Source organism: Streptacidiphilus sp. MAP12-20 (genome assembly GCF_041262525.1).
Taxonomy (GTDB): domain Bacteria; phylum Actinomycetota; class Actinomycetes; order Streptomycetales; family Streptomycetaceae; genus Streptacidiphilus.
Genome location: NZ_JBGCCK010000010.1, coordinates 164,843 through 186,505, shown reverse-complemented (window position 1 = coordinate 186,505; position 21,663 = coordinate 164,843). Strand labels below are relative to the sequence as shown.

At 70.2% G+C, this 21,663-nt stretch carries 21 protein-coding genes; 4 read left to right on the top strand and 17 right to left on the bottom strand.

All coding sequences use genetic code 11. The features are described from left to right. Positions 1-241: 241 nt before the first annotated feature. A complete protein-coding gene (locus ABIA32_RS16145; protein WP_370095517.1) occupies positions 242-772 on the bottom strand; it encodes a topology modulation protein in 531 nt (176 codons plus the stop codon). On the opposite strand from ABIA32_RS16145, the gene ABIA32_RS16140 reads away from it, so the two are divergent. Beyond that, positions 753-1,262 (top strand): hypothetical protein, encoded by a 510-nt coding sequence (locus ABIA32_RS16140; RefSeq protein WP_370095514.1) that lies wholly within the window; start codon positions 753-755, stop codon positions 1,260-1,262. The two genes, ABIA32_RS16145 and ABIA32_RS16140, sit on opposite strands and share 20 nt — an antisense overlap. 263 nt (positions 1,263-1,525) lie before the next feature. Here the strand turns inward: ABIA32_RS16140 and ABIA32_RS16135 are convergent, their stop codons facing one another. Genes ABIA32_RS16135 through ABIA32_RS16125 form a run of 3 tightly spaced genes read right to left on the bottom strand, consistent with a single transcriptional unit; the run spans position 1,526 to position 4,171 of the window. Continuing rightward, complete coding sequence (locus tag ABIA32_RS16135) at positions 1,526-2,539, bottom strand: NAD(P)/FAD-dependent oxidoreductase (RefSeq protein ID WP_370095513.1); 1,014 nt, start codon at positions 2,537-2,539, stop codon at positions 1,526-1,528. After that, a complete protein-coding gene (locus ABIA32_RS16130; RefSeq protein ID WP_370095510.1) occupies positions 2,536-3,099 on the bottom strand; it encodes an isoprenylcysteine carboxyl methyltransferase family protein in 564 nt (187 codons plus the stop codon). Before ABIA32_RS16130 ends, ABIA32_RS16135 begins: the two co-directional genes overlap by 4 nt. Before the next feature lie 7 nt (positions 3,100-3,106). Next, positions 3,107-4,171, bottom strand: a complete 1,065-nt coding sequence (locus tag ABIA32_RS16125; RefSeq protein WP_370095508.1) for a type III polyketide synthase — start codon at positions 4,169-4,171, stop codon at positions 3,107-3,109. 76 nt (positions 4,172-4,247) lie between these two features. Between ABIA32_RS16125 and ABIA32_RS16120 the strand changes: the two genes are divergently transcribed. Next, the gene (locus tag ABIA32_RS16120; RefSeq protein WP_370095507.1) at positions 4,248-5,171 is read left to right on the top strand and encodes a UbiA family prenyltransferase; all 924 of its coding nucleotides are present in this window, start codon (positions 4,248-4,250) and stop codon (positions 5,169-5,171) included. Positions 5,172-5,677: 506 nt separating this feature from the next. On the opposite strand, the gene ABIA32_RS16115 is transcribed toward ABIA32_RS16120, so the two are convergent. Further along, positions 5,678-6,457: an alpha/beta fold hydrolase gene (locus ABIA32_RS16115; protein WP_370095504.1), complete on the bottom strand. Its 780-nt coding sequence runs from the start codon at positions 6,455-6,457 to the stop codon at positions 5,678-5,680. 107 nt (positions 6,458-6,564) lie between these two features. Here ABIA32_RS16115 and ABIA32_RS16110 point away from each other — a divergent pair, with 107 nt between their 5' ends. Further along, positions 6,565-7,176, top strand: a complete 612-nt coding sequence (locus ABIA32_RS16110; RefSeq protein ID WP_370095503.1) for a TetR/AcrR family transcriptional regulator — start codon at positions 6,565-6,567, stop codon at positions 7,174-7,176. Positions 7,177-7,490: 314 nt separating this feature from the next. Here the strand turns inward: ABIA32_RS16110 and ABIA32_RS16105 are convergent, their stop codons facing one another. From ABIA32_RS16105 to ABIA32_RS16075, 7 genes are all read right to left on the bottom strand, one after another. Next, a complete protein-coding gene (locus tag ABIA32_RS16105; protein ID WP_370095500.1) occupies positions 7,491-7,664 on the bottom strand; it encodes a hypothetical protein in 174 nt (57 codons plus the stop codon). A gap of 602 nt (positions 7,665-8,266) precedes the next feature. Further along, positions 8,267-8,707 (bottom strand): YdeI/OmpD-associated family protein, encoded by a 441-nt coding sequence (locus tag ABIA32_RS16100; protein WP_370095498.1) that lies wholly within the window; start codon positions 8,705-8,707, stop codon positions 8,267-8,269. Positions 8,708-8,897: 190 nt separating this feature from the next. Then, positions 8,898-9,551, bottom strand: a complete 654-nt coding sequence (locus ABIA32_RS16095) for a response regulator (protein WP_370095495.1) — start codon at positions 9,549-9,551, stop codon at positions 8,898-8,900. Continuing rightward, on the bottom strand, positions 9,548-10,756 hold the full coding sequence (locus ABIA32_RS16090) for a sensor histidine kinase (RefSeq protein ID WP_370095493.1): 1,209 nt from the start codon (positions 10,754-10,756) through the stop codon (positions 9,548-9,550). The genes ABIA32_RS16095 and ABIA32_RS16090 overlap by 4 nt, the downstream gene beginning before the upstream one ends. Next, a complete protein-coding gene (locus ABIA32_RS16085; RefSeq protein ID WP_370095490.1) occupies positions 10,753-11,526 on the bottom strand; it encodes an ABC transporter permease in 774 nt (257 codons plus the stop codon). Before ABIA32_RS16085 ends, ABIA32_RS16090 begins: the two co-directional genes overlap by 4 nt. Continuing rightward, positions 11,523-12,434: an ABC transporter ATP-binding protein gene (locus ABIA32_RS16080; protein WP_370095487.1), complete on the bottom strand. Its 912-nt coding sequence runs from the start codon at positions 12,432-12,434 to the stop codon at positions 11,523-11,525. Before ABIA32_RS16080 ends, ABIA32_RS16085 begins: the two co-directional genes overlap by 4 nt. 313 nt (positions 12,435-12,747) lie before the next feature. Beyond that, a complete protein-coding gene (locus ABIA32_RS16075) occupies positions 12,748-13,911 on the bottom strand; it encodes a hypothetical protein (protein ID WP_370095485.1) in 1,164 nt (387 codons plus the stop codon). A 737-nt stretch (positions 13,912-14,648) separates the two neighbouring features. Between ABIA32_RS16075 and ABIA32_RS16070 the strand changes: the two genes are divergently transcribed. Next, positions 14,649-16,118: an arabinofuranosidase catalytic domain-containing protein gene (locus ABIA32_RS16070; RefSeq protein WP_370095482.1), complete on the top strand. Its 1,470-nt coding sequence runs from the start codon at positions 14,649-14,651 to the stop codon at positions 16,116-16,118. A gap of 595 nt (positions 16,119-16,713) precedes the next feature. Here the strand turns inward: ABIA32_RS16070 and ABIA32_RS16065 are convergent. The 5 genes from ABIA32_RS16065 to ABIA32_RS16045 form a co-directional block, all read right to left on the bottom strand. Then, entirely contained in the window at positions 16,714-17,499 is a 786-nt protein-coding gene (locus tag ABIA32_RS16065) for a VOC family protein (protein WP_370095479.1), read from the bottom strand. Positions 17,500-17,706: 207 nt separating this feature from the next. After that, a complete protein-coding gene (locus ABIA32_RS16060) occupies positions 17,707-18,084 on the bottom strand; it encodes a nuclear transport factor 2 family protein (RefSeq protein WP_370095477.1) in 378 nt (125 codons plus the stop codon). 113 nt (positions 18,085-18,197) lie between these two features. Continuing rightward, the gene (locus ABIA32_RS16055) at positions 18,198-19,496 is read right to left on the bottom strand and encodes an MFS transporter (RefSeq protein ID WP_370095474.1); all 1,299 of its coding nucleotides are present in this window, start codon (positions 19,494-19,496) and stop codon (positions 18,198-18,200) included. Positions 19,497-19,597: 101 nt separating this feature from the next. Beyond that, the gene (locus ABIA32_RS16050) at positions 19,598-20,296 is read right to left on the bottom strand and encodes an MFS transporter (RefSeq protein WP_370095471.1); all 699 of its coding nucleotides are present in this window, start codon (positions 20,294-20,296) and stop codon (positions 19,598-19,600) included. Positions 20,297-20,752: 456 nt separating this feature from the next. Continuing rightward, complete coding sequence (locus ABIA32_RS16045; RefSeq protein ID WP_370095469.1) at positions 20,753-21,607, bottom strand: universal stress protein; 855 nt, start codon at positions 21,605-21,607, stop codon at positions 20,753-20,755. Positions 21,608-21,663 lie beyond the last annotated feature (56 nt).

Below are 21,663 nucleotides of genomic sequence, written 5' to 3'. Positions count from 1 at the left end.
GTCCCCGCAGGTCAGGCCTAACTTTCGGCCCTCCAGGCCGCCGACTTGTGTCGGACCCCGGCGACTCGGCCCGCCGCGGAGCTACACCGCGTTTGACCCACTGGAGCCAGGCTTTCCGTCCGTGCAGATCGTCACACGCCGCGCTCATTCTCGATCTGCTCAAGGGATTTGCCGGACGTGTCTGGCATGAAGTTGAAGCCTGTCACTGCGCTGATCATCAGGAACAGCGCCAGCAGCCCGCTCAGCGGCCTGATGCCGCGGTGGTGTTCGTCTCGGTGAAGCGGCCGAGCAGGGCGCGGGCCTGTCGTCGACTGGTGACGTGGTGCACGGTCGCGTCGCCCGCGTGCGACTGGATGAGCTGTGTCACGCGCGGGGCCATCGTCGTGCGGTACTGCCACACGTAGCGCAGGAACGACCAGGTGATCCGGTCGTAGACGCCGGTTGCGTCGTTCTGGCCTCCGCCGTACCGCAGACGGCGCTGGGCGATCCCCCACAGGCAGACCCGTGCGGTCAGATCCAGGAAGATCACGGTATCGGCGCGGGCGAGCCGGATCGGCAGCGTCCCCGCGTAGTTCCCTTCGATCACCCAGGCCGGCGCGGAGACCAGTTCCTCTTGGATCGCGGCGAACTTCTCCTTGTCCAGCGCGTTCCAGCCGTCGTCGTAGTACACGGCGTCCAGGTGCGTGACCGGAGCGTCGACGAGTTCCCCGAGCTGCTTCGACAACCACGTCTTGCCGCTGCCGCCGCAGCCGATGAGGGCGATTCGTTTCACGGTTACGGACGCTACCGAGACGGGTGGGTGGGATGAGGTGGGAAACCACCATCTTCCCCCCAATCGACGCAAGGTGGTGTTGATCGTTTCGATTTGCCGAGACAAGCGAACGGTTAAGTACGGGCAGATCCTCGTCGACGGCTCCGGCCGCACCCTGTATCTTCTGACCGCGGACTCGGGCATGAAGTCGACGTGCTACGGCACCTGCGCCTCGATATGGCCGCCGGATGTGACGACCGGGACCCCGGCCAGCAGCGGTCTGACCGCCTCGATGGTCGGCACGACCGCACGCACCGACCACACGATGCAGGACGCCTACCACGGTCACCCCCTCTATACTTTCACCCACGACACCAAGGCCGGTGACGTGAACGGCGAGGGCCTCACGACGTTCGGCGGCACCTGGTACGTGGTCGGCGTCGACGGAAACGCGATCACCAGCGCCCCGGCGGCCCCCGCCCCGAGCACCTCCGGCGGCCACAAGTACTGATTCCGGCGTCGCGAACACCCGGGACGGCACGGTGCACGGGTCGGGACCTCAGTGGGCATCGTGCGGCCGGCCGCGGGTCGCAGGACGGGGCGCCCCGCGACTCTGCCCCGGCCGACACCATCCAGCCCCCAGCGCCCTCTCTATGGGCACCACGCGGCGCGTGGCCAGGACGTCTCCCCGCAGCGGACCGTTGACGGACAGCCCCGGGGTCCGAAGCACGGCGGAGGGCCCCGGGCTCCCGCACGGGCCGCTCGCCGCTGGTGTCAGGCGAGTTGGTTGACGACGGCCGTGAAGACGGCGGGGAGGCGGGCCGCTGCCGGAACGATGGCGGAGGCCAGGCGGGGCCGGTGACGGGCCCACAGCAGGGTCTCGGTGAGCAGGCGGTGGCGGCGTGAGACGCGGCGCCACGCGTGTTCGTACGCCTGCGGGCGTTCGGCGCGGACGCAGTGCACCAGTTCGGCGGCGGAAGCCAGGGCCAGCGATACGCCCTCCCCGGTGAGAGCGTCGATGTAGCCCGCCGCGTCGCCGACCAACAGCACCCGTCCGGCCACGCGGCAGCGGACGAGCTGACGCAAGGGGCCGGCCCCCCGGACCGCCGTGGCAGCTGTCGGGGGCAGCCGCCGGGCCAGGGCCGGGAACTGCGCCAAGTGCGTCTCGAACGGGCCACGCTCGGAGGTCAGCACGGCGACGCCGACGAGGTTGCGGGCCAGCGGGGTGACGTAGGCCTCGGCCCGTGGTGACCAGTGCACCTCGACGCAGTCGGTCCAGGGCCGAACCGCGAAGTGACGGCGCAGCCCGTACCTCGGCGGCCTCGGGTCGGGCCGGTCCAGGGCGAGCTGACGTCTGATCGGTGAGTGCAGGCCGTCCGCGGCGGCCAGGTAGCGGGCGGTGATTCCGGCGGCGGAGACCCCGGAGTGCTCCTGCCGGACGGCGCCTACCCGCAGCGGGAGGACTGGCACGCCGAGCTCCGCGGCGCGGCGGGCCAGGGCAGCGTGCAGGTCGGTGCGCCGCACCCCCCGGCCGGATTCGCCCTGGAAGAGGGCCTGGGCGCTGCGGAGGTGGTCGAGGTAGCGGATGCCCCGGATGGGCTGTCCCTCGATCGCGATGCCGAGATCCGCCAGGGCGTGGACGGCTCCCGGCATCAGTCCCTCGCCGCACGCCTTGTCGATGGGGGCGGGGCGCGGCTCGGCGACGGCGACGTCGAGTCCGGCTCGGGCGGCGTGGATCGCTGTGGCGAGTCCGGCGGGGCCGCCACCGACGACCAGCAGGTCGATCACAGCCCGGCCGGTGCCGCTGGTGCGGCCGGTTCGGCGGCCGGCGGGGCCGACCCGGCGAGCGCCGCGTTCTCGCAGCGCACGCGGGTGGCCAGCAGCGGCAGATTGAGGGCGGTGAAGCCGGTGGCGGAGAGCCAGTTGGAGTGCACCAGCGGGAGCGCCGCTCCCTCGACGATGACGGCCGCGTAGTTGGGGTGGCTCAGCCAGCGGTAGGGGCCGCCGGTGACCAGGGGCAGTCCGGGGACCACGATGACCCGGGTGTTCCAGCGCGGTCCGAGGGTGGTGATGCACCACCAGCGCAGCGCCTGGGCGGCGACGGTCAGGACCAGCATCGGCCAGCCGAGCGCGGGCAGGAACGGGCGGTGGCCGAGGCCGGTCTCCAGCAGACAGCCGGCCAGCAGTGCGGTGTGCAGGGCGACCATCACCGGGTAGTGGCCGCGCCCGTACTCCACCCCGCCGTGGCGATCGCTCCAGGCGGCGTTGCGGCGCGCGGTAACAAGTTCGGCCAGGCGTTCGAGGGCGACCAGGAGGACGAGAGCAGTGTAGGGGTCGAGGGTGGGCATGTGGCGGCTACCAGCGGAGGAGGACGAGTTCGGTGCTGAATCCGGGGCCCATCGCCAGCAGCAGGCCCGGCGTCCCCGGCGGGGGCGGTCGCAGCGCGAGCGTGTCGCGCAGCACGTGCAGAACGGAGGCCGAGGAGAGGTTGCCGACCTCGGCCAGCGAACGCCAGGTCAGCTCCAGCGCGCGGGCCGGGAGCGCCAGCGCCTCGCGGACCGCGTCCAGGACCTTGGGGCCGCCGGGATGGCAGACCCAGGCCGTCACGTCCTCGGTCTTCAGGTCGTGGTCGGCGAGGAACGCGCGGACCTCCTCCCCGAGGTGGGTGCGGACCAGGTCCGGCAGGTCGGCGCCGAGGACGATGCGGAAGCCGCTGTCGCTGATGTCCCAGCCCAGCATCCGTTCCGTGCCGGGGTAGAGGTGGCTGCGTGTCGCGACCACGGTGGGGGCGGGGCGGGGTCGGGTGTGGGCGCGGTCGCGGCCGACGGCCAGCAGGGCGGCGGCGCCGTCGCCGAACAGGGCGCTGGCCACCAGGTTCTGCGGAGAGGCGTCAGCGCGCTGCAGGGTCAGTGAGCACAGTTCGACCGAGAGCAGCAGGGCGACGTGGTCGGGGCGGCCTTCGAGGTAGTCGTGCAGCCGGGCGATCCCGGCGGCGCCGCCGACGCAGCCGAGCCCGAAGCTGGGGACCCGCTTCACGTCCGGCCGCAGTCCCAGACGTCCTGCCAGGCGCGCCTCGATCGAGGGCGCGGCGATGCCGGTGACCGAGGTCGAGACGACCAGGTCGATGTCCTCGGGTCGCAGCGTCGCCTGCGCAAGCGCGCCGCGTACGGCCTGCTCCGCGAGAGGGAGAGCGAGCTCGATGAAGGCGTCGTTGGCCGCGCCGAAGCCGCTCAGCGAGCCGTATCGCTCCAGCGGCAGCGCCAGATGGCGTCCCTGCACGCGAGAGGTCGCGTGCAGCCGCTCCAGCACCCCCCGGTCGCCGTCCGGTGGCAGGAGTATGGCCGCGAGGGCCTCGGTGATGTCGCTCTGCTCGTAGCGGTGCTCGGGGAGTACGCCATGCACAGCGACGATTCGCGTCATGACGCCAGCATAGTGAGAAAGTGACTAACTATCATGAATCAGTCATCACTGGCGTTTCCGGGCGTAGCATGACAGCGTGCTCAGCAAGGTCGGCAAGGTCGGCAAGGTCAGCAGTCTCGGCGAAGAGAGCGCGAAAGGCCCGGCGCCTCGGGCGCGGACCGTCGCGCCCGTGCTCGGACTGCTGCTGGCCGCTCACCCCGCGCCGGCGGGCGCCGTCACGGCCCTGAGTACCGCGCTCGCCGCGGCCTCCGGGCGCGACCTGCGCGGCTGCCTGCTGGTCGCGCTGGCCGTACTCGCCGGGCAGCTCTCGGTCGGCTGGAGCAACGACTGCATCGACCTGCGCCGTGACCTGGACGCGGAGCGCCGGGACAAGCCGCTGGCCTCCGGCACGGTGCGAGCCCACGTGGTGGCGACCGCCGCCGGGGGCGCCCTGGCGCTCTGCGTCCCGCTCTCCCTGGCCAGCGGCGTCCTCGCCGGATCGGCCCATCTGATCGGGGTCGCGGCCGCCTGGACGTACAACCTCGGGGTCAAGGCGACGTTGTTCTCCTGGCTGCCCTATGCCATCGGCTTCGGGCTCCTGCCCGCGTTCGTCGTGCTCGGTCTGCCGGGCCATCCCTGGCCCCCGCTCTGGCTCGTGGCGGCGGGCGCCCTGCTGGGCGTGGGCGCCCACGTCACCAACGTCCTGCCCGACATCGACACCGATCTGGCCGCGGGCATTCGCGGCCTGCCTCAGCGCCTCGGTCGAAAACGCTCCGGCGTGGCGGCGGCTGTCGCCCTGCTCGGGGCGTCCAGCGTGCTGTTCCTGGGTCCCCCGGGCCCGCAGGGCCTCACCGGTCGACTGGGACTGGCCGTCACCGCGGCCCTGGCCCTGGCGGTCGCCCTTCCTGCCGCCCTGCCCACCGTCGGCAATCCCCGCAGTCGTCTCCCCTTCCTGGCCACCCTCGGCCTGGCCGGCGTCGACGCCACCCTGCTCGTGCTGCGCGGCAGCCACCTCGCCTGACGCACCAGCCGCGGGCAGGCAACCACCGGCTCTCCATCGACACGAGAAGGACGAGTCCATCAATGAGGACTCGCCAGCGAACCGCCGCGTCGCTACCCCGCTTGCCGTCCATCAGTGCGGAAGACTCCGTCACCCTCGGCGGCGGAACCAGCTCCGGGCAAGGAGCACCCGCCCGGACACGACGGTCACCGCTCGCAATACCGCGTAGCCGGGTGCCCGGTCATCATGGAACCGGGCGAACCCCGGTCCCCTGCGCGATCCACACCCCGCCCAGCACCACCAGAACGGCTCCGATGATCCGCAGGATCCACATGTCGCACCCTTCGGCATGGAAACGCCTGCCACCCCGGCACGTTCTACCGCCTCCAGCGCGGCGGGGTGGCCAGAGGTTCACGAAAGCTCGCGGGCGTCTGACGCCTCGGATTCCTGTGCCGCCAGAGGGCCCCAGTCTGTCGACCGCTTAATCCCGCATGCCGGGTACCTCCGGGTCCGGCCGCGCTCCTTGGTCAGGCAACCTGGTCGCAGTAGTCGATGAAGGTGCGAAGCCTGGTGGCGAACCGCCTGGGGTCGACGAGGTGGACGAAGTGCCCGTCACCCACCCACTCCTCGATCTGCGCGTCCGGCATGCGGTCGAGCCGCTCGCGCTCGCCGTCGGTGGCGGGCCGGCCGAACACTGCGAGGCAGGGGATCTGGATCCTGGCCGCGCTTTCGTCAATCCGGGCCTGCAGCTCGGCCGGATCGGTCGTCAGGACCTCATCCCAGTATCCGAGCACGACGTCCTGGTCGACGTTGTGCGTGTCCAGCACGAGCGTGCGGGCGGGTTCGGGGATGCGGTCGAGCCCGAGGCTGTTCTCGAAGTTCGGCCAGACCTGGTCGAAGGCGGGGCCGTGCAGCATCGGTGCGATCTGGTGGAGCATCTGGGCGAAGGGGAGGACCTCCGTCGCCTGGTCCACCAGGACGATGCCGCGCGCCGGGTACGTGGACGCGTAGAGACCAGCGATCGCGGCGGCCATGGAGTGCCCGACGACGACCGGGCGTGCGATGTCCAGCGACTCCAGAAGCCGGTGGATCTGCTCGACGACGTCCGCCAGCCGGGTCGCCCGGCCGCCGCTGCCGCCGTGCCCCGGGAGGTCGATCGCGATGCTCGTGAAGGAGCCGCCCAGCCCCTCGATGACCGGCCGCCACGTGCGGCGGTCGAAGGTCAGCCCGTGCAGGAGCACGACGGGCGTGCCCGTTCCCTCGATGTCGTAGGCCAGGCCGGTCTTCAGGTCGGTCGCGGTTGCCATGATGCACCTCCTCGGAGATGTCTCATCGCGATGAGACGAGGCCGCCTCGATTTCGCGACAATGTTTCGTTTCTTTGTAACGTAATAGTGTTCCGCTATGCTGTCAAGGTGGGACGCAAGCGTGTGCACAACGAGGAGACAGCCGAGGCGCTGCTGGGCGCGGCGGAGCGGATCCTGGAGGCCGAGGGTCTGGAGGCGCTGACCGTGCGCCGGGTCGCCGACGAGGTGGGGGCCACGACACGGGCCGTCTACACCAGCCTGGGCTCCAAGGACGCCCTGCTCGCCGGTTTGGGCGTGCGGGGGTTCGCGCTGCTCGCGGCGAAAGTCGCGGCACTGCCCAGGACCGAAGATCCCGCTGCGGACCTTATTGTGGCCGCGGTATCGGGATTCCGGGCATGGGCGCTGGCCCATCCCGCGCTCTTCCAGGTCACCTTCCAGCAGCGGGCCACCGCCTCCCCGGAGGTCAGCAAGCGCTTCGAACCGGCCAGGGTGGGGGCTCTGGAGACTCTCCTCGAGCGGATCCGGCGACTTCGGGACTCCGGTGGTGCGGGGGGCCGGACGCTTCAGGAAGCCGCCTGGCAGTTCAGTAGCCTGTGCGAGGGACTCGCCGCGCTGGACCTCCGGCTTGCCGCGTCGGGCCTTGAGCCAGACAGCGCGCCGATCTGGGCGGACGCGGTCAGCGCACTGATCGCAGGATGGCAATCGACAAGCAGAACCTGACCGCCCCAATCCGCACAACGCGCCGCTGAACCCAGGCGACCCACCACTAGATCCGGCCCAGGCGGTCAAGAAGTGGCTACCGGAGCACCCCCGCTTCGAGATGCACTCCGCCGAGCTCCCGCTTCGTCGGCTCGACCGAGGGGGCTTCTGTTCCACCTGGCGAGGTGACCCTCGCACTCGAAGAGTGGCGGAAGTTCTGGAACGCGGACGCAGAATCGTTCAGGTGGACCAAGACCGCCGACCAGATCATCGAGGCCATAGGACGCTACTGTCGAAGCCGCGCGACCTGGTGAGGTGGATGGCGGGCCAACCGCTCACTGATCACTGTTGATCGACGGCCAGCCATCGCGCAGCACGTCGTCGAGATCACCGAGCTCAGCGGTATCGGCCTCAGCCAGGTAGTCGACCTGGCCGTCCTGATCTCCCACGACATAGAGATCGTCATCGTCGAGGTCGGGGTTCTGCGGGGTGATGCCGTTCTGCGGCACGGTGCGCTCCTTCTCGCGGGGAATGGGTGCGCGCTCAGCTCAGCAGCGCATGAAGGAGGCCGCGCGCCGTCGCGTCCGATCGGGTGGGTAACTGACCGTCGCGGGGACGGGCGCACCGTTGATCGCGTGCGCCAGGCGTGGGCGCTGGAGGTGCGCTCCGCCGCCCGGTGGACCCTGCGACGCTCCCTGGCCGTCCTCGTCGTTGTTGAGGATGTGACCATTGGGACCGGGGCCCCGGCGCCTTCACACGGGCGGTCTGGCGAGACGCCGCTGTACGAGCAGACTGCGGAGCTGTGGGTAGCGCTCGGCCGTACGGTGCCGGGGCTCCCCGATCCCGAGTGGGAACGTCTCGTCGGAGGCGGTGCGGGGCGTCGACGCCGTCGTGTTGTACAGCTACCGCGCCAGGGGGCCGCCTGATCGCGATTTCCGGGGCTTCGCTGATGGATGATGCTCCTACATCGACCCGACGGAACGCCGATGAGCCGAGATCGGCGAACGACGGTCGGCTACCGGCGCTGCGGTTGACCGGCCTACACGAGGCGTTCGGAGCGGTAGTCCTGTCGGGAGGGGGCGGCGTTGTCACCTCCTGTCTGTCCGGGCGATCAGGTGTGGCCGTCCCCTGACTCGATGAGTTTGCCGTTCTTCGACAGGTCCGGGTCGGTGCAGGCGGAGAGGTTGAAACAGCAGGGCCGTCTCTTCCCGTTCTGCATCTTCGAGATGCTCACGTCGACGCGTCGTCTGCGCGTGTCAGGGTTCCTTGTGGCGTTGACCCAGCGCACCCATTCCCAACGCGCCATCGGGGTGATCTCGTTCCAGAGGCTCTGGATCTGCAGCGGTGCGGTTGCCAGAGCTGTCGCAAGATCCGGGGGAATGCCCGGCTCTGACCAATCCGCAGTCATCTCGATGTCGACCGTCGCGGTGTCACCCGCGCTGATGCCGGCAGCGCGTTGCAGCGCGTCATCGACCCTCATCCAGTGGCCGAGATTTCCGTCTGGTTCGAGCACCGTCTGGAACTCGATGCCGTTGATCATCGAGTGACTCACGTTGTCACTGTACAGCGGGAGTTCCTTGACTCAGCCGGGCCGTGATCAACTGGGGCGAAGTGGCGTTGCACATCGGCAGGGGCCGTCGCGACCGGCTCGACGGTCTGTGACTGGCAGCGAGCGCTAGCTGGGCTGGGGTTGCGGCTGCCCTGCGGCCTCGGGTGCCCTGGGGGGAAGCTGCGCTCCCGGTTCAGACCAGCCCGGTTTCGTAGGCGAAGACGACAAGCTGAGCGCGGTCGCGTGCGCGGATCTTGGTCATGGCGTGGGAGACGTGGGTCTTGGCCGTCGCGGGGGAGATGACCAGCTCGGCGGCGATCTCCTCGTTGGACAGTCCCCGTCCGACCAGGGCGACGACCTCGCGTTCGCGTTCCGTCAGCGCGGTTCCCGCGGCCGTGAGCCCGGGCGGCAGTGTGGTGCCGCGCCGGGTGAAGGTGCCGATCAGGCGGCGGGTGACGCTGGGGGAGAGCAGGGCCTCGCCTGCGGCTACGACGCGGACGGCGCGGCGCAGTTCGTCCGGGTCGAGGTCCTTGAGCAGGAAGCCGCTGGCGCCGGCGCGCAGTGCGCGGTGGATGTACTCGTCGAGCTCGAAGGTGGTCACCACCACGACTCGGGTGCCGGCCAGGGCCGGGTCCGCGGCGATGCGCTCGGTGGCGGCGATGCCGTCCAGCAGCGGCATGCGAACGTCCATCAGCACCACGTCTGGCCGCAACCGCCCGGCCTGCGTGACGGCGTCAAGTCCGTCGACGGCCTCGCCGACCACCTCGATGTCCTCGGCGCGGTGCAGCAGTGAGCGGAATCCGGCGCGGACCAGGGCCTGGTCGTCGGCGATCAGGACGCGGATCACAAGGTCTCCCAGGGTAGTTCGGCGCGGACCAGCCAGCCGCCGCCGGTCCCGGGTCCGGCCTGGACCCGGCCGCCCAGCGATTCGGCGCGTTCCTTCATGCCCAGCAGTCCGAAGCCGTCCCCTGAGCCCGTCGCGGCGACGCCCGTGCCGTCGTCCACGACCAGGAGCAGGAGCGCGTCGCGTTCCCGCGCCACGGTGACCGTCGCCTGCCTGGCGCCGGCATGGCGCAGAGTGTTGGTCAGTGCCTCCTGGGTGATGCGGTAGGCGGTCAGCTGCACCAGCGGTGTCAGCATCAGCGCCGCCTCCGGCAGGCGAAGCTCGACCGTCAGACCGCTGTCGAGGAACTGGTCCGCGAGTTCGGCGAGTTGACCGAGCCCGGGTTGCGGGCGCCCGTCCGCCTCCGCTGCCCGGCCGCGCAACAGGTCGAGCGCTGCGCGCAGTTCCGGCATGGCCTGCCGCGCGGCGCCGCGGACCAGCAGCATCGCCTCACGTGCTTCGCCGGTGTCCGGCGGCGCCGCGTCGAGGGCGTCGAGGGCGACGTTGCTCTGGATCGCGACGACGGAGATGGTGTGCGCGAGCACGTCGTGCAGCTCGCGTGCGATCCGCAGGCGCTCCTCGGCGAGGCGGCGGCCCAGCCGTTCCTCCGCCGCGGCCGCCTCCTCGCGGACCAGGGCCTCGTGCTCCAGTCGGCGCCGGCGTGCCGAGTGGGCGACGACGGCGGTGGCGCCGTAGGAGAGCGCGGGCATCGAGACGTCCAGGGCGTACCAGTTCAGGGAGTTGGGAGGCAGGGTTGGCAGCAGCCACACGAGGCCCGCGGCCAGCAGCCCCAGCAGTAGTCCGTGGTGTGGCGTGTAGAGGCCGAGCGCGGCGCAGGCGACGAAGGCCAGCACGGCCGGGGCGAGCCCTGGATACCCGGTGGCGTGGTAGCCGGCCACAAAGGCCAGGCAGAGCGCCGCCGCCGGGATCGGCAGGCGTCGACGCCACAACAGCGGCACGGCAGCGGCAAGGACGAAGAGGTAGGCTCCCGGCGCCCACGGGTAGGTGCGGGTGGTGTAGTGCAGCTCGGCCCAGACGCCGAAGCAGGCGAAGGCCGCGACCGGCCCGACGACCGCCACGTCCGCCACACTCGGTGCAGTCGACGTGGCGGCCGCCGGGCCGAGGGCGCGGTTCCAGGCGTTGAGCACGGTGGCAGCGTAGGCGGTCATCCGCTGGTCGCGGCAGAGGCCGCGCCGGTTCGGCCCGGCCGGTGCCGCCGGCCCTGGGCCAGGACGGCCAGCCCGGCGAAGCCCATGCACCAAGCTGCCAGGACCGCCACGTCAGCCCAGGTCGGCGCATGCCCGGCGGCGATCCGCCAGCCGAGGTCGGCGAGCCGGTAGGTCGGCAGCGCGTGAGCGACCTGCTGCAACGCAGGGGAGAGTTGGGCGGGCGGCACCCACAATCCGCCCAGCGCGGACGTGGCCATGTAGAGGCCGTAGCTCAGCGGAAATGAGGCCTCCGGGCCGACCAGGAGCCCGACGACCACGCCCAGCAGCGCGAACGGCAGGCTGCCCAGCCACATCGCAGGCAGCAGCGCCGCCCATTGCCACGCCTCCAGCCGGACACCCTTGGCCACCACGGCGGTGGCGCAGACCAGCACCAGCGCGGGCAGGGCCACCGCCAGCCCGGCAGCGATCTTCGCGGTAAGCAGCTGACGCGCGGTCACCGGCATCGCCCGCAACTGCCCGAGCCAGCCGCTGCTGCGCTCGTGCGCGAGCCGTGGCCCGGTCGCGGACAATGCGCCCCAGATCGCGCCGTAGGCGGCCATCGCCACCATGATCTCGACGGTGCCCTTGAGCTCGCCGGGCCGCGTCGGGCCGCCGCCGAAGACGGTCGCGAAGAGCAGGTAGAAGCCGATCGGGGCGATGACGGCGAGGGCGAGGTAGCGCGGGTCGCGTAGCATCCGCAGGCATTCGAGTCGGAACAGGTGGAGCGTCATCGGACGTGCGCCTCCTCGGGAACAGCTGTCGCGGTCTCAGCGGAACCGGTCAGCGCCAGGAACGAGTCGTCCAGGCTCGGGGGAGTGACCCGCAGGTCGCTCCAGTCGACGTCGCACGCCGCAAGTCGGCGCACCACCTCGTCAGGTGCCCCGGTCCGGATCGTTGCCCAGCCGTGCTCGCGCGTGACCTCACCAGGCAGCGGCGGCAGCGGCGCTTGCTCGGGAAGACGGAACCGCACCACCGCACGCCCACCGGCCTCCCGGATCCGCGCGGGCGTCCCGTCGGCGGCGATCCGGCCGCGCGCCAGGACGACCACCCGCTCGGCGTTCTCCTCCACCTCGTCCAGGTAGTGGGTCGCGAACACGATGGTCCGGCCGGCGGCGGCGCAGTTGCGCATCGCCGCCCAGAACTCGCGGCGCCCCTGCACGTCCAGCGCCCGAGTCGGCTCGTCCAAGAGCATCGTGTCGACGCCCGCGACGGCGACCAGGGCGAACTTCAGCCGCTGCACCTGGCCCCCCGACATCCGCTCGACCCGGCGCCGCGCCACCTCGCGCAGCCCCGCCAGCTCCAGCGCCTCCTCCACCCGCAGCGGGGCGGGATACATCCGCCGGGCCAGGCCCACCAGCTCCGCCGCCGTCACACCGGGCATCAGCCCGCTGTCCTGCAGCATCGCCGCGATCCGGCCCTCCACCACGGCCTGCCGCGGCGCCCGGCCGCCGACGCTGACGGTGCCTGCGTCCGGCGCCAGCAGGCCCATCAGCATCGCCACCGTGGTGCTCTTTCCCGCGCCGTTCGCGCCCAGCAGTGCGACGGTGGCGCCCCGCCCGATCTCCAGGCTGAGCGCCGCAACGGCGGTCAGCTCCCCGAAACGCTTCGTTGCCCTGTCCAGGACGATGGCGGTCTCCATGCCCTGATCGTCCGCCGGGACCGGCCCCTGCCGCGTCGGACACCGGATGCGTCCAGGGCACGCCCGCCTACTCCCGGGGATGTAGGTGCAAAGCCAGTCGCCGACTCTCCGGGGGCCGCTCGGGCGCGTGGAACGACTCGAGCGGCCCCCAGGGAAGCCACGCGCCACGGAGGGGTCACTCGTGCTCGGCCGGCGCCGAGGCGCATCCCCCGGATGGCGCGAGAGGCCGGGGGCGGGCGTGGGGCCCGCCCCCGGCCTCGTTCAGGTGTGGATCTTCAGGAGACCGGTTGCCGAAAGGTTGTCGGTCGCCTGGTCAGTGCAGGATCGCGTGGGAGATGGCGCAGTTGTTGGTGTCGTTGGACCAGCTGGCCTGCTCGGCGTAGGTGCCGAAGGTGCCGAAGGAGATGTTGGCGGCGCCGCCGGAGGTGCCGGGGGAGAGCCAGGCGCACTCGTCGGAGTTCTCCTGGCCCTGGTAGGAGCTGCCGGTGTTGTTGGTCCAGCCGCCGGCCGGGTTCTGGTCGGACATCGTCTCGTGCCACTCGTGACCGAGGGTCATGGTGTAGCCGTCGAGGGTGCCGGGGGAGTTGACGAAGCCGACACCGCAGCTGGCGCCGAGGTCCATGTTGTAGGGCTGGTTGGAGAAGGCTATGTCGCCGTAGGGCGAGGTGACCGCGCCGCCGGTGAGTGTGGTGTCACCGTTGTAGTCGTGCCAGGCGCAGTAGCCGGTGAGCGGGTTCTGGTAGTCGTCCGGGTTCACACCGTGGGGCGACAGGACCACGTAGTAGGCGTCGCGGTTGGAGGCGGCGGTGGTGTTGCCGAAGTGGGCTGCCGCGTTGACGGCCTCCACGCCCAGCTGGTGGCCTGAGGCCTTGGTCGGCGAGGCCTTGGAGTTGTCGTACCAGACGCCGGCCAGGACGCCACCGGCCTGGTAGGGGATGAAGTTGGCGTTGCTCGGGCAGCTCGTCGCGCCGGCCGTGACGTTCGGGCCGTCGCACCACTGGGTCAGGTCCGCCGACCAGGTCTCGCTGTTGGTGCCGATGCCCTTGAACATCTGCTGGGCAGCGGAGGCGGCGTGGTCCGGGTCCTTGGTGAACGTCGCATTGCCCTTGGAGTCGGTGCCCTTGGTGCCCCACTGGGTGCCGTAGAAGACCAGGTAGACCTTGGAGTGGCCGCTCTGCACGCCGATCCCGTCGATGCCGCCGCCGTAGGACAGCGTCTCGGGTCCGGTGGCCAGCGCGGCGGCGTGGGTCTTCGCCCACCCCTGCATCTTGGCGTTCTGGGCGCGGGTGGGGATCGCCCCGTGGCGGTAGGGGTGCTGGTACGTCGGGCTGTAGGGGTTCGCCTGCGGCGCGGTGTGCGAGGCGCTCGCCGCCACGGCCTGGGACTGCGCCGCGAGCACGGCACCGGTGATCAGGGTCAGCGAGGCGAGTCCGGTCAGGAGCTTGTGGCTCGCACCGCGCTGGTGGGGGTGACCCATGGAAGGTTGATCCTCTCTGCGTTCCACGCCGTCCCCGGACGGAGACGGCGCATGTCTGCCAGGGCGATCCGCGCGACGGGGTTGCCGCACGAGGGACCGCGAACTGGCGTGCTGGGAAACGTGCTTGAGGGAGTACCGGCAGAACGGACGAGCGGTGCACCACTGGCCGTGGTGTAGCGAAGCAGACTTGTTGAAAGTTGGTCAATACCTCGTGCGAAGTCAAAGGTTCCGTTAACCGGCTTGGAACCGCCCGGAAACGGAGGTGATCATGGCGAACCGCATGCCGCTTCCAGGGCGGGAGACGGAGAGACTGCCAAAGCGACTGCGCAGCACCCGGTCCGTCAGTTGCTCAGGCATCCAAGGCGCCTTGGCGACGATGGCACGTGGCCCACTGGTCGCCGTCGATGCGTGCCGGACAGCAGCGTGGGCGGTGTCGACGATCTGGGAGCGGGCCATGTGTTTGCGCTCACATTTGTGTTGCAACGATTCTTGACGCGACCTCCCCCCGGGTCCATAGTCTTCGTTGCGGCGCCGCGCAGCCCCCTTTGATTCTGGACAGCGGGGCGTTTTTTCTGGGTCAGATTGTTAGCGCTAACAATTCAGTGGTGACGCGCGCAGGCAGGTGCTGTGCCGCGCGGCCCTGAAGGCCGCCTCTGTGGTGCCCGCTTCCAGGCGCGGGCACGCGACTGTTCCGAGCGTTCCGTCTCTTCCCACCCGATGAGTGAAGGAGCTCGCACATGATTGTTCGATCGTCGATGCGTATAGCCAGGCGTGTACTTGTGGCGACGGGGGCGAGTCTCGCGCTCGCCGCCGCTGTCCTCACCGGCACGGCAACGTCGTCGCACGCTGCCACGCAGGAGCCGTGCGACATCTACGCCGCCGGCGGCACGCCGTGTGCCGCCGCGCACAGCACCACCCGAGCGTTGTACGCCGCGTACAACGGCTCGCTCTACCAGGTACGCCGCTCCTCGGACAACGCCACGTTGAGCATCGGGGTGCTCAGCGCGGGCGGGTACGCGAACGCCGCCGCGCAGGACTCGTTCTGCTCCGGCACGACCTGCGTCATCACCGTGATATACGACCAGTCTGGGCACGGTAACAACCTGACCGACGCCCCCGCCGGAGGCGCGGCCGGTGGCCCCGACGCCCTCGCGAACGCGACCGCGGCCCCGACCACCCTCAACGGCCACAAGGCCTACGGGGTCTACGTGGCCGGCGGCGTCGGCTACCGCGACGACTCCACCTCGGGCATCGCCACCGGCGACAATCCGGAGAGCGAATACGCCATCTTCGACGGCACGCACTACAACGGCGGCTGCTGCTTCGACTACGGCAACGCCGAGACGAACAACAACGACGACGGCAACGGCACCATGGAAGCCATCTACTTCGGCAACAGCACGGTCTGGGGATCCGGCGCCGGCAGCGGCCCGTGGGTCATGGCGGACATGGAGAACGGTCTGTACTCCGGGCGCAACGCGGGCTACAACTCCAACGACCCGACCGTCAACTACCGGTACACCACCGCCATGATCGAAGGCGGCGCGAACCAGTGGGCGATCCTGGCCGGCAATGCGCAGTCCGGCGGCCTCTCGACGGAATACAGCGGCGCGCGCCCCAACGTCTCAGGCTACAACCCGATGCGCAAGCAGGGCGCGATCATCCTCGGCATCGGCGGCGACAACAGCAAGAGCTCGTCCGGCACCTTCTACGAGGGCGTGATGACCTCCGGCTACGCGTCCGCGTCCACCGAGAGCGCGGTCCAGGCCAACATCGTCGCCGCCGGCTACGGCACCGGCTCCAGCAGCGGGAGCAGCACCGGCCCTCTGAACGCGGTGGGTGCGGGCAAGTGCCTCGACGACCCGAACTCGACCACCACCCTCGGCACCCAGCAGCAGATCTACACCTGCAGCGGCGCGGCGAACCAGACCTGGACACACACCTCCTCCGGTCAGCTGACCCTCACCGTCTCCGGCACCACCCTGTGCTTGGACGCCAGCGGCCAGGGCACCACCGCGGGAACGAAGGTCGACGTCTATTCGTGCAACGGCCAGGCCAACCAGCAGTGGAACCTCAACTCCAACGGCACCGTCACCGGAGTTCAATCAGGCCTCTGCCTGGACGTGACCGGCGCTTCCAAAGCCAACGGAGCCCTGGTCGAACTATGGACCTGCAACGGCGGATCCAATCAGCAGTGGACCCTCTGACAACTATTGGCGCGCAGTGGTCCACTGAGCTACTGGAGTGCGCGGGAACCTGAACCGACGTACCTTCAATACCCTGATGGCCGGTGCTGCCACGGCTCTCGTGCTTCCGAGCGGTGCCGCGTACGCCGCAGACGCGCCCGAGGCCGCAGGCAGCCAGGTGAACGCACTCCGTGACGTTCGACAAGTACTCGCTCATCGTCGACGGTCGCAGGGTCGTGCTGTGGTCGGGCGAAGATCGCATCCGGCCTATCGCTGACGTGCTATGGAGAGGGCAGCGCCCAGGAGCTCCCCGATCATCTTCGCCACGCCCGGCGTCCGGGACTTCGCCGAACAGGTCGACGAAAGGTGGCCGCCAGCATTCAGGCGCCCGCCGCTAGGGCGGCCGCACGGTCAGCCGTAGATCGTGCGGCCGTGCGTGGCGGAGGGGCGGTGGGACCGATGTGAGCGGGGCCGTATCGGCGCCGCCACCGTGGGAGCCACCGCGATCGGGATCGGAGTCGGTGGGGAGTCGGGGCGCGGTTTTCGCCGCTGGCGGTGACGGTTCGGGCAGGGCGCGCGGGGTGGCGTTCCCGAACCGTGACCGGCGAGCGTGCGCCTACATCGGTTTGGGGTTGATGACGGCGAAGATCGCCCCCTGGGGGTCGGCGAGGACGGCCATGCGTCCCGCCATCATGTCGAACGGGGGGACCAGCGCCTTGCCGCCGTTCCTGGTCAGGGTGTCGACGATGGTGTCGGTGCTGTCGGCGGCGAAGTAGGTCAGCCAGTGGGCCGGGGTGCCGGCCGGGTCGTTATGGAGGTTGGCGACTCCGGCGACGCTCCGCCCGTTGACGTTGAAGGAGTGGTAGTCGCCCGCACCCTCCATCTGCATGGGTGCGATCTCGGCGCCGAAGACGTCGCGGTAGAACTCGGTCGCCGCGGCGAAGTCGCCGGTGTGCAGTTCGTTCCACGTCAGTGCGCCGGGCTCGTTGACGATGCCGGCTCCCCGGAAGTCGAGCGGCTGCCAGACACCGAACACGGCGCCGGTCGGGTCGGCGGCGACCAGACTGCGGCCGATGGTGCCGACGTCCATCACCGGCATCATAACCGTGCCGCCCGCCTCGGTGATCGCCAGCTGCGCGGCGTCAGCATCGTCGGTGGACAGGTAGGTGGTCCAGACCGGCGGCGGAACCGGCTGCCCTTCCTGGGCCGGAGCGGTCATGACTCCCGCCACCGGCTTGCCCTTGAGCGTGCAGACCGCGTAGCCGCCGAACTCGGCCGGGCCGACCTCGCCCTGCCAGCCGAACAGGTCCGCGTACAGGTCCAGTGCCGCCTGCTGATCCTTGGCCAGCACATCGACCCAGCAGGGAGTGCCCGGTGCATAAGGTTCGGTTACTTCGGCCATGGGTCTTCCTTCTCTTGTCGTGCTGTTCAGCGCCAGGCTTGCCCGGATGCCGGTCTTGGGCCAGTAACCACGCCGGGGGCCGGTGATCGCAGGCCAGGAATCCGCACGAACGGCGTCCGGGAGCGGAGAGCGATTGCTCGACGCCCCGCAAGCTGTTCCAGGGTGACCATGCGTCATTCGGACCCCGCCGCGAACGACAGTGCCGCCTCACATGGGCTCGACCAGACCGGCCCGCCACTCCGGGCGCGGATCAGCCCCGGGACTCGTCCAGTACTCCCGACCGCGTTCGATCCGCCCCTGCCGGACGGTCCAGAACGAAGCCGCGCGGAACACGCCAAGATGGCCGTGCAGCACCTCGACCTCGGAAGCCACCTCATCGCCGTCGGCCACGACCCGCAGCACCCGAATCGACCAACCCTCAGGATATTCACGGTTCACCGCCACGAAGTTCCTGCTGCCAACGATGCGCTCCGCGCTGACCGGCCACTCGACCACGGCATCCTCAGCGACCAAGTCTGCGACACCTGACCAGTCCCGTGCCTGGATCCGATCCCACAATGCCTCAACCACGCCCGAAGACTCCATGCGGGCATCCTCACAGGAGCCACTGACACCACCACCCCTGGGACCTCATGACAGCCTGGACGTCGACCCCAAAACGGCCACGCCCTCACTGCTGCTTATCGATCCCCAGGTCGTTAGCGGGCGGAATGGTCGGCGTTCGTCTCGCGAGAGGCACCGGCCGTCCTGCCGTGACGGGCAGTCAGCGCGCTGATCCCGGCAAGCAGGACGAGCAGGATCCCGGCGAACCACGTCATCACGTTGGTCTCGGTGGTGTAGCGGGCGGCTATGCCGACACCGATCGCGGGGACAGCCAGCCCCAGATAGGAAAAGAGGAACAGGCCAGCGAGGGCCTCGCTGCGTTTGGCGGGACTGGCCGTGGCGGCGACGGCGGCGACCGAGGACTTGAATACGACCCCGGCGCCGGCGCCCACGACGATCCCGGCGACTACGAACGTGCCGAGGTCGGCGATGTGCATGCTGATCGCGAGGACGATCACCCCCACGGCCTGAGCAACTGGCCCGACATATGTGCGCAGCCGGGCATTGAGTCGACCCGTCAGCGTCTGTGCGAGGGCGGCGGCGCCGAACACGCTGAACACGACCAGCCCTGCCAGAGCCCGGGACGGTTGGTGCAGGGTCCCGCTGATGAAGCCCGGGGCCACCGAGGTGAACAGTCCGAACACGGCGAAGGCGGCGAAGCCGGCCGCGCAGGCGCTGATGTAGCCCGTCGGGTCGGCGCGGTCGATGCTAATGCGCTGAGGGCGGGGTAGGGGTTTCATGTGCCTCGCCCCGACGGTCTCGGGCGTCAGGGCGACCGCGGCGATGCCGATCACCAGCAGGGCGCCGAAGACGATGTAGGGCACGCGCAGTGGCGCGCCAAGGTACTGGGCGAGGAGGCCGGAGACGAGCGGCCCGACGCCGAGGCCGCCGATGTTCGCTGCGGTGGACACGACCTCGAACCGTTGCGGCGTGGCGCCGGGGCGATGGATGCGGTGCAACTCCTGCAGGTACGCGGTCGCGGTCGCGGTGACCAGGCCGATGCCGAGGCCGCTGATCACTCGCGCGGCGATCAGGGCCGGGAGCGGCGGCTCGACGATGAACACGGCGGCCGCGACCAGTTCGAGGGTCAGTGCGGCGAACAGCACGTTCTTGCGGCCGACCTGGTCCGAGACGCGCCCGGCCAGCAGCAAGCTCGTGAGCACGCCGACGGCGTACCCGGCGAAGACGACGGTGACCATGAAGACGGAGAAGCCGTCGCGCGCCTGGTAGAGCGGGTAGAGCGGGGTGGGGACGGTAGAGAACGCCATGGCGGTGAGGAACGCGAAGGCGATCAACCAGAAGCCGGCGCCGTGCCTGCCGTCGGAGCGGATACCCGGCGGGACGGCTCGTGCGGCGGATGGGCGACGAGCACGCGAGGGGGCGAACAACGACATGGACATACTCCCGTTCGAACGCGTGATGCTCCGGCGGACTTCGGACCCTTGAGGCAATGATGGAATCAAAGCAAAACTGAACGTACAGTTTCTAAAATGCGCTATGGCCCTCCGCTATTCCCGGGTCGCGGGGGGGGGCGGGCTAGCTCGCCTGTCTTGAGATCCGCCGGTGCGATCGGCGCTTCGTCGATCGGCGCGCGTGCCCGAGCGCGGGTGCGGTGCTCCAGGAGGCCCGAGGAGACCGCGATGGACAGCCCGGCGAGGTCGAGGGGGAGGCCGGTGGCGACGGCGTTGGGCGCGGTGTAGCCGAGGCCGGCGGAGAGTGCGAGGCCGCCGAGCCATGCGCCGAGGGCGTTGGCGATGTTGAACGCGGCCTGGTTGGCGCCCGAAGCGACATTCGGGGCGTTGCCGGCCTCGGCCACGATGCGGCTCTGCAGGGCCGGGACGACGGCGAAACTCGCGGCGGCGAACAGGAAGACGGTGACAGCCGCGGCCACCTTGCCATGTGCGGTGATCATGAAGAGCGCGGCGACGCCCGCCTGGAGCGCGAGCGCTCCGTAGAGGGTCGGCATGAGCGCTCTGTCGGCCAGTCGCGCGCCGAGGAGGTTGCCTGCGGTCATGCCCAGTCCGAACAGGACAAGGATCAAGGTGACGCTGGAGGGCGCGTACCCGGCCACGTTCGTCATCATCGGGGCGATGTAGCTGAAGGTGGCGAACAGGCCGCCGCCGCCGAGCATCGCCACGCCCAGCGCGAGCCAGACCTGAGTGCTGCGGAACGCGCGCAGCTCGCCGCGCAGCACCTCGGTCGCCTGAGTGCGCGGAGCTCAACGGCCGACCGGCGGACCATCGATCGGGGTGCTGATCGAGGCGAGGTTTATCAGATCGGACCGCACAGGCGCGGGCACTGGCCGCCGCACATCGTCGAACCCTGACCCCACAGTGTCGTCCTTCTGAAAGCGCTGGTGGATGCCCTCAGAGGTCACCGCGAGATTGAAGAAGGTGCTCTACACGGCCAACCGCCGGGAGTTGGCATTTCTGGACGGTGAGGTCCGCAGCCTGGAGCCGGAGAACCGGGCCTGCTACGTGGCATTGCGCGACTACTTGGAATACACGCTCGTCGACGCCGTTTCAGCGGTGTCGACGTGGGCGTATTCAGCACCGCGCGTCCCGCAGATGCGTGCCGGGCGGTCTTCGCCATGCGTCAGGGGGCTACTTCGGTGCACTGCGCGCCGGCGCGGCGCTCGGCGGCGATGGGCTCAGGAGTGGGGGACGATCGCGATCGGGCCGTGGCCGTAGTGGATGGCGGCGTGGGTGACCGGGCCGAGGGCGGAGATCGGACGGTGTCGGCGGCGGCCGAGCACGAGCAGGAGGGCGTGGTTGGCCTCGTCCACCATCACGTGGGCCGCGTTGCCCATGCGGCTGTCGAAGTGGACCTGGACGTGCGGGTACTTCTCGGCCAGCGGCATGACCTCGTCCCGGAGCTGCTGCTCGACGTGGTCCTCTGCGGCTGCGCGCTCGGCCTCGCCGGGCGGGATCGGTCCCGTGGTCCACAGGAACGGCGGCATCCAGGCGTGCACGACTCGCAGCGGGGCTGAGCGGCGTTCTGCCTCGGCGAGGGCGAACTCGATGACGGGTTCCCGGCCGGGACCGGCTTCGAGGCCGAGGACCATCTCGTGGCGGGGCAGTCGCGGGTCGTCGTGGGCGCGCACGACGACGACCGGGTGCTCGGCGCCTGCGACGATGTTGAGCGCGGTCGAGCCGAGCAGCAGGGCGGCGAACCCGCCGCTTCCGCGGGAGCCGATGACCAGTGTGGAGCCCGTCTCAGCGGTGCTCAGCAACTGGTTGATGGCGGTGCCCGCGACGAGCTCGCAGTCGATGTGCAGGCCGAGGTGCTTGGTGCGCAGTTCCTCGGCGATGCGGGCGAGCATCTTCATGACCTCGGCCTGCAGGTGGTCGTAGTCGGCGGGAAGGGGCTTCCCTTCGGGGAGCAGCCAGTGGGCGAAGATCAGGCGCAACGGTGCACCGGTCAGGGTGGCTTCGGTGGCGGCCCACTCGGCTGCGGCCAGGCTGGGCTTCGAACCGTCGACTCCGACGATGAGGGGGAGGGCCATGGCGATCGGTCCTTTCGGCGACTGTGCCGGACGGATTGGGCGGTGCTCTCGTGAGC

Coding starts and splice junctions, on each gene's coding strand:
- ABIA32_RS16075 (WP_370095485.1), bottom strand. CDS start 13,911: ATGGGTCACCCCCACCAGCGCGGTGCGAGCCACAAGCTCCTGACCGGA.
- ABIA32_RS16060 (WP_370095477.1), bottom strand. CDS start 18,084: ATGGAGTCTTCGGGCGTGGTTGAGGCATTGTGGGATCGGATCCAGGCA.
- ABIA32_RS16140 (WP_370095514.1), top strand. CDS start 753: ATGAGGGCGATTCGTTTCACGGTTACGGACGCTACCGAGACGGGTGGG.
- ABIA32_RS16115 (WP_370095504.1), bottom strand. CDS start 6,457: ATGGCAACCGCGACCGACCTGAAGACCGGCCTGGCCTACGACATCGAG.
- ABIA32_RS16080 (WP_370095487.1), bottom strand. CDS start 12,434: ATGGAGACCGCCATCGTCCTGGACAGGGCAACGAAGCGTTTCGGGGAG.
- ABIA32_RS16065 (WP_370095479.1), bottom strand. CDS start 17,499: ATGGCCGAAGTAACCGAACCTTATGCACCGGGCACTCCCTGCTGGGTC.
- ABIA32_RS16125 (WP_370095508.1), bottom strand. CDS start 4,171: ATGACGCGAATCGTCGCTGTGCATGGCGTACTCCCCGAGCACCGCTAC.
- ABIA32_RS16130 (WP_370095510.1), bottom strand. CDS start 3,099: ATGCCCACCCTCGACCCCTACACTGCTCTCGTCCTCCTGGTCGCCCTC.
- ABIA32_RS16055 (WP_370095474.1), bottom strand. CDS start 19,496: ATGTCGTTGTTCGCCCCCTCGCGTGCTCGTCGCCCATCCGCCGCACGA.
- ABIA32_RS16045 (WP_370095469.1), bottom strand. CDS start 21,607: ATGGCCCTCCCCCTCATCGTCGGAGTCGACGGTTCGAAGCCCAGCCTG.
- ABIA32_RS16085 (WP_370095490.1), bottom strand. CDS start 11,526: ATGACGCTCCACCTGTTCCGACTCGAATGCCTGCGGATGCTACGCGAC.
- ABIA32_RS16070 (WP_370095482.1), top strand. CDS start 14,649: ATGATTGTTCGATCGTCGATGCGTATAGCCAGGCGTGTACTTGTGGCG.
- ABIA32_RS16090 (WP_370095493.1), bottom strand. CDS start 10,756: ATGACCGCCTACGCTGCCACCGTGCTCAACGCCTGGAACCGCGCCCTC.